The sequence below is a fragment of the Streptomyces camponoticapitis genome (assembly GCF_014646115.1).
Classification (GTDB): domain Bacteria; phylum Actinomycetota; class Actinomycetes; order Streptomycetales; family Streptomycetaceae; genus Streptomyces; species Streptomyces camponoticapitis.
In genome coordinates this window covers 89,959-103,182 of the sequence record NZ_BMMV01000015.1, presented here as the reverse complement: position 1 = coordinate 103,182, position 13,224 = coordinate 89,959, and the positions used below count along the sequence as shown (strand labels likewise).

Here is a 13,224-nt window from a genome sequence, read left to right as displayed (position 1 = left end):
GCGCCCGGCGGACAGGCCCGGCGGACACGATGTCCGCCGGGCCCCGGGTGAGGCGGGCTCTCAGCTGTGTGTGACGCCGGCGTGGTAGAGGGTCGTCTTGATGCCTTCAAGGCGGACGAACACGCGGTCCGGGTCAACGTCCCCGTCGTACGGCGGCCCGCGGAGCGGGCCGCCGGGGCGTGATCGCGGCTCACCGCGCGCCGGACGACACACCCCTCGACGACGGCCCGATGGAGACCACCCGTGCCCAGTCGGGTGGCGAGTCCGGCACGTAGTCGGGATCGTCCTCGTCCCACGACCCGGAGGAGGACTCACGGTCGAACACTCCCACCACCGTCCGGCACGGCGGCCGGGTGTCGGGCCAGGGCGTCTGACCGTCCGTCAGGACGACGATCACATCCGGCCGGGGCCCCTTCCTCAGCGCCCTGGCGAACCCCGTACGCAGATCCGTACCCCCACCGCCCACCAGTGGGATCCCCGCGGCCAGGCACAGCGGATGCGCGATCTCGGCCGACGCGTCGCAGGGCAGAACGGTGATCAGATCCCGACGGCCGCCCACGGCACGGGAGATGGCGGCGACCTCGTTCAGCGCGCTGCCCAGTTCGGAGTCGCTGACCGACCCGGACGTGTCGATGATCACCGCGACCCGCGGCGGCCTGCGACGCAGGCTCGGCAGTACGACACCGGGCACCCCGGCCGAACGCCGCGAAGGCCGGCCGTACGTGTAGTCCTCGCCCGCACCTGAACCGGAGGCCGCCGAGCGGACCGCCGCCCCCAGCAACTCCCGCCACGGCTGCGGCGGATGGAACGCCTCCTCCGCCCACCGCTGCCACCCCATCGGCGCACTCCCGGGACGGGCCCTGATGCCCTGCGCCACCCGGAACCGGACGGCGTCCCGCTCCTGCGCGCTGAGACCGTGCGCGCCGTCCGGTCCCAGATCCCACTCCCGTGCCAGTCCGTCGGCGCCACTGCCGCAGTCCAGCCAGGCCATGCTCTGCGTATGCGGACCGAGCCGGAACTGGAGCAGGTACTCCTCCATCAACCCGCCCGCCGGCAGCCCGAGTACGCCCGGACCGACGGCGCCCTCGGGCCGGGCCAGTCCGTCTCCGAACACGTCGTCGTTGATCTCGCAGTCCGCCGCGATGTTCATCCGCAGCCTTTCGGCCGGGCCGGTCAGCCCGCGGGCCCGCGCGAACCGGTCACTTCGGCCGTGGTGGTCGCGGAGCAGGTGTGACACCTCGTGCACCCAGACCCCGGCCAGTTCCTCCACCGGCGTCCGGGCCACGAACGCCGACGATACGTAAGCCCGCCAGTGCCGGTCGACAGCCATCGTCGGCACCCGCCGCGACTCCACCACATGCAGGGCGAACAGGGCCGTGGCCATGAAGGGACGGACCCGGACGGCGTGCAGCCGGGCGGCGAAGAGCTTGTCGAGATCCAGCTCTCCCGGCGCGTCCATGGCTTCATCCCCGTCCCGGTGCGGGCTCATCGGCCGGCCCTCGCGACGGCCGTGGTACGGGCCGCCACCTGGTCCGCCCGCCGGGAGAGGGACACCGCACCGGCGAGCCGGTCGATCGACGCCGGAACGTCCCACTCCTCCCGGCGGAGCGAGGCGAGGGTGGTCGCGGGGACGACCACCAGGTCCGGTGCGCCGGTCTCCGTCGCCCGGACCAGAAGCGCCCACGCCGCGTCCCAGCGGGACTTCTCCGGGCGCTCGCGGACCGCCCGCACCACTCCGTCGAGTACGGCCTGCCGCAGGTCCCCGCGCTCGGGCAGGACGGCGTTCGCCGGGTCGGCGAGAAGCGTCTCCGGGTCGGGGAGATCCATCCGGTCGAGACTGGCGAGCAGTTCCAGCCCCGGACCGTCCCCCACGGTGCCCCTGACGAGCAGTGAGAGTACGTCCCGGGACGAACCGGCCGCGGTGGCGAAGGCGATCAGCCGCAGCGACATCTCCCAGCTGCGGGGCGACGGCCAAGGACCGCCCCGGCGGGTCTCGTTGCTGGGCAGCCGGTGCACGAGTCCGGCCCGCGCGGAGAGCAGCCCGCACACGGCACGGCGGGCGAAGTCGACGGCCTCGGAGAGCCGTTCGGGATCGAGTCGCGGCAGGGTGGCCAGGGGCCAGGTCCCACCGAGGCCGCGTACGACGACCTCGTGGTCATGGGTCCACTGAAGATGAACGAACCGGTTGGCCAGCGGCGGGCTCAGCTCCCATCCGTCGGCCGCCGACGAGCGCGGATTGGCGGCGGCCACGATCCTTACGCCCGGCGGGAGCTGGAGTGCGCCGATCCGCCGCTCCAGTACGAGCCTGAGCAGGGCGGCCTGAACGGCCGGCGGCGCCGTGGACAGCTCGTCCAGGAACAGCAGCCCGCGCCCCGCCCGTACGAGCCGAACAGCCCAGTCCGGCGGGGCCATCGGGACACCCTGCGCGGCGGGATCGTCTCCGACGATGGGCAGGCCCGAGAAGTCGGAGGGTTCGTGCACGCTCGCGATCACCGTGGTCAGCGGAAGGTCCAGCGACGCGGCGAGCTGTGTCAGGGCGGCGGTCTTGCCGATGCCCGGCTCACCCCACAGGAGTACGGGGAGGTCGGCGGCGACGGCCAGGGTCAGCGCCTCCAACTGTGTGTCGGGGCGCGGTTCGGTGGTCGTGTCGCGCAGCAGGGCCAACAGCTCACCTGCGACGTCGAGTTGAGAGGCGGGGGCGGGCGCGTCGGTACGGGCGAACGGGGTGCGAGTGGTCAAGTGTCATCACCTCTGGGTTGGGTCGGGCGGTCATGTGGTGTGCGTGTGTGCGTGTGTGCGTGTGTGCGGGCGGCGGAGGTCCAGCCATGTCGGCAGGACCGGGCATCGCCGGTCGGTGTCGGGCTCAGCGAGTGGATGCGACGCGCGGGTGGGAACGGAGGTCACGCGGGCGCCTGTTACGCGGCAGGTTGCGGCCCGACCCGGGACCCGGACCGACCATGCCCGCCCGGAACAGGCCGTAGCTCACCCGCCGTTCGGCGGCGGCCTCCAGCTCGTCCCGCAGAGCGCCGCCACGAAGGAGCGCGTCGGGCCCCAACAGGCCCTCGACGACGGCCAGCGCACCGGCCGCGTCGCCGTGGTCCAGGCGTTCACGGACCCCGGTGAGGCAGTCCGGACTCCGGTGCGCCTCGTCGATGGCCCGCAGACAGGCGAGCGGAGTACCCGTCAGCGCGGCCAGCAACTCCTCCCGCCGGATCTCGTCCGGGTCATGGTCCAGCGCGCTCAACACCCCGTCGACCAGGCCGATCCGATGGCGCGCTCCCCGGCAGTCCACGAGGCGCGGCTGTCCCGACCGCTCGCGAACCGGCGCCGGACCGGTCGGCGAACAACCCGGTACGAGCGCCGGGGCGACCAGCGGATGCAGCCGGTCGACGTCGATCGCACCGGCCCGGATCAGCTCCAGGTCCGGCAGTATCCAGGTCGCCGCGTCGGGCAGGAGCGGCGGCGCCGGGGCGGGGCCGGCCCGGCCCGGCTCCGCGATCCGCAGGACCGGCGGGCCGGCGCCGTGCTCGTCCGCGACGAGCTCCAACTCCAGCCGCAGCCGGGCCCCGAGCCGTACGGCGACGGCACCGGTGGACCGCCCCTCGGCCCGGAGAAGGATCCCGGCCTCGGCCGCCCACCGGTCAACGGCGCAGCGCCGCGCCGTGGCGTCCGGCAGTGCCTCCCGCAGTGCCTCCGGCACCGCCGGATCCAGCACCGGACCGCCCCCGCCCGACGGCGAATCGGCCCCGGACCGGGCCCGGAGCTCGTCGGTCCGGCGCGCGTCCCACAGATGGCGGTGCAGATCGAGCCGGAACCGCCGGTCGGGATGGGGATGCGGATGGCGTCGGGCGGCGGCACCGGCATGGGACCCGTCCCACAGCGCGAGGCTGATCCGCTGACCGGCATCCGCCCAGGCCGGCGGAGTCCGGGCCACGAGATACACCGGGCCGACGGCGCTGAGCCCGTCGCCGTACCGCGCCAGAGCGACGGTCAGCCCAGGGCGCAGCAGACCGTCAGGAGCGATCCTCGGCATGTGCCAGCGCAGCAGATCGGGCGCCAAATGGCGCAGATCGGCCCGGAGTCGGGCCGTGAGTTCCCGGCCATGGGTACGCGCCGAGGAACGTGGGCTGAGATCGACATCGATACGAGCCGCCGCGCAGGCTCCGGCCCAGTCGCCGGCCTGACGGCGGGCGGTCGCGGTCTCGATCATGGACGGCGGCACGGCGAACTCACGCACGCGCGGCCAGAAGGAAAGGCGGGAATTCCCGTTCGCGGTCTCGGTGAGCATCAGCACTCACCTTGCGCGGACGGGACCCCCAATCTGACAGCAGAATAGGTAGTCATCGCGGTGACCATATCGCTCCTGCCCCCGATAGGCCAGATTCTCTTGACCGGACCAGACGTTCACAGGGTGAAGGCGCGCTCGATCTACGCGGTCGCGGCCCTCACCATCGCACTGATCACCCCCCTCCCCGCCTCGTCCCCCGCGGGTTCGCGGCCGGCCGCCGTGTCCCTTCCGCCGGCCCACGCCGGGTTCGACTACCAGATCGGCGGTGCCTACCCGCCGCCCGCCGGGGTACGCGTGGTCGGCCGTGACCGCGAGGACTCCCCGGCGCCCGGGCTCTACAACATCTGCTACGTCAACGCCTTCCAGGTCCAGCCCGACGAACTGGACGCGTGGGAGCCCGATCTCCTGCTCCGCGACGACAACGGCGACGTCATCATCGACGAGGAGTGGGACGAGGCGATCCTGGACGTGGGCACCGCCGGCAAGCGCGAACGTATCGCGGCCAGGGTGAACGGCTGGATCGACGGCTGCGCGGACAACGGCTTCCAGGCGGTGGAACCCGACAACTACGACAGTTATGAGCGCAGTAGGGGCCGGTTCGGCTCCTCGGCCGCCATGGCCTTCATCACCCTGCTCTCGGCGCACGCGCACGAGAAGGGCCTGGCGATCGGCCAGAAGAACACCGCCGATCTCGCCGGGTTCCGCGACCGGACCGGGCTCGACTTCGCCGTCGTCGAGGAGTGCGGGGAGTACGGGGAGTGCGACTCGTTCACGGAGTACTTCGATGACCGTGTGATCGTCGTCGAGTACACGTCCAAGGGGCTGGCGACCGCGTGCGCGGGATGGCGGGACAGGCTCAGCATCGTGCGCCGGGACCTGGACGTCCTCCCCGACGGCAGCGACGGTCATCTCCGTCAGACCTGCTGACCGCCTCGCGGCACGCGCTCAGAGATTACGTCCGAAGAGGTCCAGCAGAGCGGTCCAGTGCCGCTCCGCCGCCTCGGCGTCGTACGAGGCGGTGTCCGCCTGGGTGTAGCCGTGGCGGGCTCCCGTGTAGACCTCGGCCCGGTGGCGGACACCGGCGTCGGTGAGGGCCTTTTCGAGACGGTCGACCTGCTCCGGGGGGAGCGCCGCGTCCTGGTCGGCGTGGCCGAAGTAGAGCTCGGCGGTGATCCGGCCGGCGCCGAGGTGCGGGCTGTCGGGTGCCTCACTGGCCAGGTGCGCGCCGTGGAAACCCCCCATGGCGGCCACCCGGTCCGGATACGCCGCGGTGGCGCGCAGCGCGAGACCGGCCCCCATGCAGTAGCCGGTGATCCCGACCGGACCGTCGGTGGCGAGGGGACTGGCGGCCAGCCAGTCCAGGTACGCGCCGGCGTCCCGTACGGCCGGCTCCGGGGTCAGCTGCCGCATGGCCGGCAGGATGCTCGCGAAGATCTCCGGGCGTTGTTCCGGGGCGATGAAGTCGGGCAGTTCGACCAACGGGGCGCGTCCGGCGCGGTAGAGGACGTTGGGGAGCAGGACGGTGTAGCCCGCCGCCGCGATCCGGTCCGCCATGGCTTTGAGGCCCGGTCGCGGCCCGAAGGCGTCCATGTAGACCAGCACTGCCGGGTGCGGGCCGGGGGATTCGGGGTGGACCAGATAGGCGTCGGAGGTTCCGTCCGGGGTGGGGATGTCGACGGACGATCCGATGACAGCGGTGGCCATGGGTCTCTCACTTCGTGGGAAGAGCGGTGGTTCGGGTGGCCTGCCGACCGCCAGATCCTCGACGCCGACCCTACTCCTTCCGGTGATCGCGGCCAGGGCCCGGGGGACGCGGTGCCGGCGGGTCAGATGAGGACGGCGCGGATGTCGGCGAGCGCCTCGTCCAGCGTGGCCGCGGTGTTCTCGTGCCCGCTGAATCCCTCGTCGTCGCCGGGGTCGACGGTCCAGCCCCAGCCGCTCTCCGGGTGCCCGTCGATCGTGGCCGCGTGCTCCCCCTTGGTGAGGGTGATCGACACGTTGCCCGCCGGGAAGGTGGCCACCTCGGCGTGCGCGCTGTCGCCGAACGCGTGGTGGATGGCGTCCATTGCTTCCTGCTCCGTGGTCATGGCTGCTCCTGGCTGATGAGGACGGCCGATCGCGCGGCCGCCGGGACCGGCGCTCGGTCGTGGCGCTGTTTCATGGTTACCCGAGTTGTACGGCGAGGCGACGGGCGACGCGCTGCCCGGCGCTGCTCGGACCGGCTCCAGGGACCCCCCGCCTGGAGAATCGAACGTATTTCTGTGGGCTGATGTCGAGCTCGGCGCGCTGCCGCTATCACCCTTCCGGGGGACAGTTCCGTTCGAGTATCCACGTCTAGTATCGCCGTGTTCCTGCCCGTGCAATTGCATGAGGGGATTGCATGGGGTCCCTGCCTGCGACGTCACCGCCGAGCGGGCCGAAGTCGGCAGGGGCCGACGCGAAGTCCGATCTTCGAACACACAGCCAGGGAGAAGCGTATGGACGGATATCGCAACGGTGTCTCCGCGGGTTCCATCACGGCGGACTGGATCAAGAGCGCGAAGAGTACGGCCAACGGTCAGTGCGTGGAGCTGGCCGCCCTGCCGGGCGGTAAAGTGGCGATGCGCAACTCGACCGATCCCGACGGGCCGGCGCTGATCTTCGAAGCGCGCGAGATGGAAGCCTTCCTGGACGGAGCGAGGAAAGGCGAGTTCGACGTCCTGTAGTCCAACTCGCCTGCTTTGAAAGCCAGTTCAGCGGGACACGCGAGCTTTCGTCGTGCCATGATGAGCCACGCTTATTCATGAACGGAGCACGCGTGTCCCAGCTGTCCGACACCCCGGTCCCGCTTTTCGCCCCTGTTCATCGACGGAGGCTCAATCCGACAGCGGCCGGTATCGTGCTCGGCGCGGAGCTGCGCAGAATGCGTGAGGCGCATAAATTCACCGCGACCCACTCCGCGAAATTGATCAACGCCTCGGTTTCCAAGGTCAGTCGGCTCGAACGGGCGGAGAGCCCGCCGGATCCGCGGGACGTCGATATTCTCGCCGACAGGTACGGCGCCGACGCGGCGGAGCGCGCCGAACTCAAACGCCTCGCCGGCCGCGCGCTGGAACCCGAGTGGTTCGACCGCTATTCCGACTACGCGGCCTCATGGATGCAGCGGCTGATCTCGCTGGAGTCGGAGGCCGTGTATTTCTGCACCTACGAGGCCCGGATCGTGCCCGGTCTCCTCCAGACCGCCGCGTACGCGCGCCAGATCATCAGCGACGGTCTCCGGGTCTCGGAAGGCGAAGAGGTCGAACAACGCGTCCAGTTGCGGGAGGAGCGGCAGCGCCGGTTCTTCGAGCAGCCGGACGCGCCCAGGGGAGTCTTCCTGCTGGACCAGTCCGTACTGCTCCGCCAGGTCGGCACCCGGCGGACCATGGCCGAGCAGCTGCGCAAGCTCCTGCGCTTCAGCGACCGGCCCGGTGTCACCGTCCGGTTCGTACCGCTGAACAGCAGCGTCGTCTCCAATCACGGCTCCATGGCGCATCTGCGCTTCGCCCCCCTCGGTCCACCCGCCATGGTGTATGTCGAGGGGGACGACGACGCGACGTACTACGTCAAGCCGGACGATGTGGAACGGCGCGTGGAGCTGATGCTGCGCCTGAGCCACGAGGCGGCCGCCACCTGGCGGGACAGCCGGGTCATACTGCGGGACGCCATCACGCGGTACGAGACCGAGGAACCGTGCCCTGCCGACCCGGCGGCACCTCGGCCAGACCGCCGTACTCCGTCCACTCGATGCTGCGCTGGCGACGCTGGAGCTCCGAGTCCGGACGCCAGTCCGTGACATCGACCAGACCGGGCCGCTGAATCACCAGCCCGTCGAAGTACCGGTCCACCTCGGCCCGTTCGCGTACCCGGCCCCATCGGCCATGGGTCTGCTCCAGCATCATCTCCGTAACCTGCCGGCGCAGGTCGGCGTCGTCGCTGACGAGCTGGCATATCACCACGAAGCTGCCGGGACTCAGGAGATCCACGACGCGCGTGACGAGGTCACCCGGTCCGGCGGCGTCGGGAATGCAGTGCAGAACGGAGTTGAAGAGGACACCGACCGGCTGTTCAAGGTCGATGAGACGCTTGAAGTCGGGATGCTCCAGGATGTATTCGGTCTCCAGCATGTCCGACGCGATGACCACGCTCCGGTCGTTCTCGTCGAGGATCGCCTGCCCGTGCGCGAGTACGACGGGGTCGTTGTCCACATAGACGACATGTGAGCGGGGATCGACGGCCTGAGCGATCTGATGCACGTTGTTCTGCGTCGGCAGGCCGGACCCGAAATCGACGAACTGCCGAATTCCGTGCTCCGCGGCCATGACACGCACCACGCGTTCCAGGAACCAGCGGTTGTTGCGCGCCAGCTCCTTTGTCGTCGGCGCGACCTTCAGGAGCTGTTCGGACGCCTTCTGGTCCACCTCGTAGTTGTAGTGGCCGCCCAGCAGCCAGTCGTACATTCTCGCCGCACTGGGAACGGATAAGTCGACACGCCTGTTGTCAGCCAAGGGACGGACTCCTCCCGGTTCGAACCACGATCTCGCCAGGGAATACGAGCCCATCCTAGAAGCGCCGCCCAAGGCGCACCACCACTGGTCAGGGTGATGATGTGGCCGTGCGTGCCAAGTGAGTCGGGCGCGCGTCACGGACGGAAGGGCGACTGCTCCAGTTGCCGAAGTGCCGTGGCGGGGAAGTGCCGTTGGACGGTCAGCAGTGACGCGGCCACCGCCGGAGGGTCGATGCCCATCAGATCGGCGATCGACTCGGTGGTCATCGACAGGCGCCACCGCAAAAGGGCGGTGTCCGCGGTGTCCGGGGCAAAGTCGCCGTACAGCCGCGCCACGGCCGAATCCGGTACGCCGGCCGCGCGGCTCACACTCTGAATCCGCGTACGCAATTGCCGCCACGCGTCCGCCGAGGGGCGCGCGTTCTGCAGGAGATCGCTCCAACGGCCGCTGATGGCCGCGATCGTCGCCTCGACGGCGGCCTGGCTCGCGGCCTCGTCGAGCAGTCGCGCCCGTGCGTAGCAAAGATAGCGGGGCCGGTTCCGCTGGACGAAGGCGGCGAGCCCGATGAGGCCCTGCTGATCCGACGGCCGGCCTTCGGGAGTGGCCGCGGGGAAGCTCGGCGCACCGAGATCATGCGATTTCCCGGAGGGAGGGTCTATCCACTCTCGCCGAAACAGGTCAAGCATCAGCTCTCCGCGTTCGATCGCTTCGCGTCCTGGGGTCGGGCGCTTTTCCCGTTGCCCCGGGCCGGCTCCTTACGGGGAGCTGAATCGACCGTACCGGCCCGCACTCCACGGCCGCCGCGAAAAATCCCTCATGCAAAGTCAGATCTCACCGGGCGCGTGAAAAAGTGCCACCCGCCGCGGCATTCGAAACGCGATTCGAATGCCGCCTTCCCCGTTCCTCGGCGGTGGTCCGCGAGGGGCCGACGGTGTCGGAGGGGGTGACGTGACGTCGACTCGCCTCTAACATCCGATGTGTTCACCCGGCCGTCGGTCAAATGCGGGCACAAAGTGCCTGATTGGGGCTTCAGGGTCGGATGTCTCCATAGGATCGCTCGCGGAGGAGTGCCGGAATGCGCAAGGTGATCGGCGTCGTGCTCGCGTTGCTGCTCGCCGCCGGGGCGGTGGCCACGAGCCCTCCCGCGGCGGTCGCCACCTCGGTGGACCGGCCCGACGGGCCATCCGTGCGCGGCATACCGGGCGCCATCGATCTCAGCGCCGACAAGGACCTCGCTGCCTGGCAGCGGCTCCAGTTCGGGATGTTCATCCACTGGGGACTCTTCTCCGAGCTGGGCGGCGTCTGGAAGGGCGAACCGGTCACCTCCGGCTACAGCGAGCAGATCCAGATGTGGGCCGACATCTCCGAGGAGGAGTATCTGGACGTCGCCGCCCGCTTCCGGCCCGACCGCTTCGACCCCGCCGGGATCTGCTCCCTCGCCAAGCAGGCCGGCATGCGCTACGTCGTCATCACCAGCAAGCACCACGACGGCTTCTCCATGTTCGACACCGCCACCACCGACTACGACGTGACGGACGCGACCCCCTACGGCAAGGACCCGCTGAAGGCTCTCGCCGACGAATGCCGGAGCCAGGGACTGAAGTTCGGCTTCTACTTCTCCCTCGTGGACTGGCACCAGGGCCACGCATTCGACGGCAGCAACAACAATCCGATCCCCGCCTCGATGGAACCCGTGATCAAGGCGCAGATCCGCGAGCTGATGACCAACTACGGTGACATCGCCGAAGTCTGGTTCGACATGTCGTCACCCACTGACGCGCAGAGCGAGGAGTTCGCCGGCATCGTCCGCGAACTCCAGCCGGAGGCCGCCGTCAACAGCCGGGTGTGGAACAACAAGGGCGACTTCCGGACGCTCGGCGACAACGAGATCCCCTCCGTGGCACTCGACGGCGCCTGGCAGACCCCCGCCTCCATCTACCACGACACCTGGGGTTACCGAAGCTGGCAGGTCCGTGACGACCTGCCCGGCAAGATCCGGGACCTCGTCGTCGGACTCACCGGCGTCCGGGCCCGAGGCGGCAACTATCTCCTCAACATCGGCCCGCGCGGCGACGGTTCGGTGGTCGAGTTCGAGGCGGACGTCCTGCGCGGGATGGGCGACTGGCTCGACCGCCACCCCGACGCCGTACTCGACGCCTCAGCCACCCGGTTCGGCGGTCAGCCGTGGGGCGAGGTGACGGTCAAGGACCGCGACCTGTTCCTGCACGTGACCCACTGGCCCGAGTCGGGCGAACTGCGCCTGCCCGGCCTGGCCACCTCCGTACGAAAGGTGACCGAGGACGGCGCGGCGCAGCGGCTCGACTGGCGCCGGGACGGTGACGACCTCGTCGTCACCGTGCCCGAAACCCCCCGTGACCAGGTGCTCCCCGTGATCAAGGCCGAACTCGGCGGCGAACTCCGGGTCGTCCCGCAGAACACCGTCTCCCTCGGCCGCGCCGACGCGGGCGGCAACGGAGCCGTGGTGCTTGGCGCCGGGGACTTCGAGGACGGCTACAGCTACGCCGACGAGGGCAGCTACTCCAGCACCCGGCGGACCACGGTGCGCCACTCCGGTTACGTCACCGCCGACCGAGCCGGGCAGGTGTCGCTCGCGGTACGGGGAGAGGCCCGCCCCGACGCGCTCTACCGCGTCCAGGTCGGGGAGCGGACGCGGCTGGTGAAGGGCGAGGAGCTGACCCGGGAGGCCATCGGCCCCTTCTCCGTAGGACCCGGCCGGGTCACCCCCGTGACGCTCACCCTCGCGAAGCCCGAACACGCCGGTGAGGACCTCGGGCTGAGCCTCGACGCGGTGCTCGTCGCGCCCACCGGAAGCGTCGTCTCCTGGGCCCAGGTGCCGGAGCGGCTCACGGTCGGATCGGTCACCGACGTCCCGGTCCATGTGACGAACCTCGGCCACGACACGGCACGCGGCACTCTCGCACTGAGGGCGCCTGCGGGCTGGACCACCGGCGGGGAAGTGAGGTTCAGCGGTCTGAAGCGGGGCCGCACGCACACCGTCACGGCCCCGGTGTCGCTGCCGGCCGATTCCGAGACCGGCCCGGCCGCCATCGAAACCGTGGTGACCGGTGGCGGCCGACGGGTCCTGGAACTCACGGGCCATGTCGAGGCCGTCCTGCCCAATGTGGCGCGCGACAGGACGGCGACCCAGTCGAGCACCGCGTGGGACGGGGTCCCGAGCCGCGCGGTGGACGGCGACACGGCAGGGGACTACCTGCGCGACAACACGACCACGCACACCGCGGAACCGTCCCACCAGGCCTGGTGGCAGGTGGATCTGGAGCGGTCGCACACCATTGACACCGTCGAGATCTGGAACCGCACCGACTGCTGCGCCGAACGCCTCGCCGACTACTGGGTGCTGGTCTCCGACACCCCGTTCACGACGGACTCCCTGGAGGAGGCGCGCACCGCGCCCGGTGTGACCGCCGTCCATCTGGAGGACCGGGCGCAGCGCCCCACCGCCGTCGATCTCGGCGACGCGAAGGGCCGCTACGTACGCGTGCAGCTCGCGTCCACGACGAACCCGCTGTCCCTGACGGAGGTCGTGGTCCGGGCCCGGTAGGGACTCGGGGAAGTGGTGGCCGGCGAGCCTCAGTACTGCCCGGCCACCCAGTCGTACCAGTCGCGCATTCCCTCTCCGGTGGTCGCCGAAACGGTCAGTGACCGCAGACCGGGATTGACGGAACGGGCGTACTCCTCGCAGCGGGTGACGTCGAAGTCGACGTACGGCAGCAGGTCGATCTTGTTGATGATCACCAGGTCCGCCGCGGCGAACATATAGGGGTACTTGAGCGGCTTGTCCGTGCCCTCGGTGACCGAGATGATCACAACCCGGCTGCGCTCGCCGAGATCGAAGAGGGCGGGGCAGACCAGATTGCCGACGTTCTCGACCAGGACGAGCGATCCTGACACGGGCGCCAGGGTGGTGAGCGCGTCCCGCATCATCTCCGCGTCGAGGTGGCAGCCCGCGCCGGTGTTCACCTGGACGACGGTGCTGCCCGCGCGCTTGATCCGGTCGGCGTCGAGCATCGTCTCCTGGTCGCCCTCGATGACCGCGACCGGGCGCTGGCCGGCGAAATCCCGGATGGTGCGTTCGAGGAGGGTGGTCTTGCCGGCGCCGGGCGAACTCATCATGTTCACCGCCACGATGCCCTGTTCCGCCAGCCAGGAGCGGTTACGGGCGGCCAGGTCCTCGTTCTTGGCGAGGACCCGCTGTTCGAGGGTGACGGTCTCGCCGCCGTCGGCCGTCCCGCGGATCGCGACGGGCTGATGTGGCCCGGTGTGATCGTGAACGTGGTCACCGTCGTGCGGGTGCGTGTGGGGAACGGCGATCCGTGTCCCGGTGCCCCCTTCGCTTCCGCCCGAGCAACCGCACGTACCGCACATAGG

General features: G+C 70.3%; 11 protein-coding genes and 1 pseudogene. 4 read left to right on the top strand and 8 right to left on the bottom strand.

Going from position 1 to position 13,224, the window contains the following annotated elements; translation table 11 throughout:
* Positions 1–190 precede the first annotated feature (190 nt).
* The 3 genes from IEY79_RS22620 to IEY79_RS22610 all read right to left on the bottom strand — a co-directional run bounded on the left by IEY79_RS22620 (position 191) and on the right by IEY79_RS22610 (position 4,288).
* Positions 191–1,459: a vWA domain-containing protein gene (locus IEY79_RS22620; protein WP_229701044.1), complete on the bottom strand. Its 1,269-nt coding sequence runs from the start codon at positions 1,457–1,459 to the stop codon at positions 191–193.
* A 26-nt stretch (positions 1,460–1,485) separates the two neighbouring features.
* A complete protein-coding gene (locus IEY79_RS22615; RefSeq protein WP_189109384.1) occupies positions 1,486–2,739 on the bottom strand; it encodes an AAA family ATPase in 1,254 nt (417 codons plus the stop codon).
* A gap of 124 nt (positions 2,740–2,863) precedes the next feature.
* The gene (locus IEY79_RS22610) at positions 2,864–4,288 is read right to left on the bottom strand and encodes a hypothetical protein (protein ID WP_189109383.1); all 1,425 of its coding nucleotides are present in this window, start codon (positions 4,286–4,288) and stop codon (positions 2,864–2,866) included.
* 123 nt (positions 4,289–4,411) lie between these two features.
* Here IEY79_RS22610 and IEY79_RS22605 point away from each other — a divergent pair, with 123 nt between their 5' ends.
* A complete protein-coding gene (locus tag IEY79_RS22605) occupies positions 4,412–5,215 on the top strand; it encodes an endo alpha-1,4 polygalactosaminidase (RefSeq protein WP_229701043.1) in 804 nt (267 codons plus the stop codon).
* An 18-nt stretch (positions 5,216–5,233) separates the two neighbouring features.
* On the opposite strand, the gene IEY79_RS22600 is transcribed toward IEY79_RS22605, so the two are convergent.
* The gene (locus IEY79_RS22600) at positions 5,234–5,992 is read right to left on the bottom strand and encodes a dienelactone hydrolase family protein (RefSeq protein ID WP_189109381.1); all 759 of its coding nucleotides are present in this window, start codon (positions 5,990–5,992) and stop codon (positions 5,234–5,236) included.
* 122 nt (positions 5,993–6,114) lie between these two features.
* Positions 6,115–6,375: a hypothetical protein gene (locus tag IEY79_RS22595; RefSeq protein ID WP_229701042.1), complete on the bottom strand. Its 261-nt coding sequence runs from the start codon at positions 6,373–6,375 to the stop codon at positions 6,115–6,117.
* Between the two features lie 390 nt (positions 6,376–6,765).
* Here IEY79_RS22595 and IEY79_RS22590 point away from each other — a divergent pair, with 390 nt between their 5' ends.
* Both IEY79_RS22590 and IEY79_RS37455 read left to right on the top strand, forming a co-directional pair.
* A complete protein-coding gene (locus IEY79_RS22590; RefSeq protein WP_189109380.1) occupies positions 6,766–6,993 on the top strand; it encodes a DUF397 domain-containing protein in 228 nt (75 codons plus the stop codon).
* Positions 6,994–7,070: 77 nt separating this feature from the next.
* A pseudogene (locus IEY79_RS37455) lies at positions 7,071–7,955 on the top strand (helix-turn-helix domain-containing protein); the annotation flags it as partial.
* A 19-nt stretch (positions 7,956–7,974) separates the two neighbouring features.
* Here the strand turns inward: IEY79_RS37455 and IEY79_RS22585 are convergent.
* Positions 7,975–8,814, bottom strand: coding sequence for an SAM-dependent methyltransferase (locus tag IEY79_RS22585; RefSeq protein WP_229701041.1), 840 nt, complete (start codon positions 8,812–8,814; stop codon positions 7,975–7,977).
* 134 nt (positions 8,815–8,948) lie between these two features.
* Positions 8,949–9,500, bottom strand: a complete 552-nt coding sequence (locus IEY79_RS22580; RefSeq protein WP_189109378.1) for a hypothetical protein — start codon at positions 9,498–9,500, stop codon at positions 8,949–8,951.
* 389 nt (positions 9,501–9,889) lie between these two features.
* Between IEY79_RS22580 and IEY79_RS22575 the strand changes: the two genes are divergently transcribed.
* Positions 9,890–12,397 carry an alpha-L-fucosidase gene (locus IEY79_RS22575; protein WP_189109377.1) on the top strand — a complete coding sequence of 836 codons (2,508 nt, stop codon included), beginning with the start codon at positions 9,890–9,892 and terminating at the stop codon, positions 12,395–12,397.
* Positions 12,398–12,426: 29 nt separating this feature from the next.
* Here IEY79_RS22575 and hypB read toward each other — a convergent pair whose 3' ends face one another.
* On the bottom strand, positions 12,427–13,221 hold the full coding sequence (gene hypB, locus IEY79_RS22570; RefSeq protein WP_189109376.1) for a hydrogenase nickel incorporation protein HypB: 795 nt from the start codon (positions 13,219–13,221) through the stop codon (positions 12,427–12,429).
* Positions 13,222–13,224: the final 3 nt, after the last annotated feature.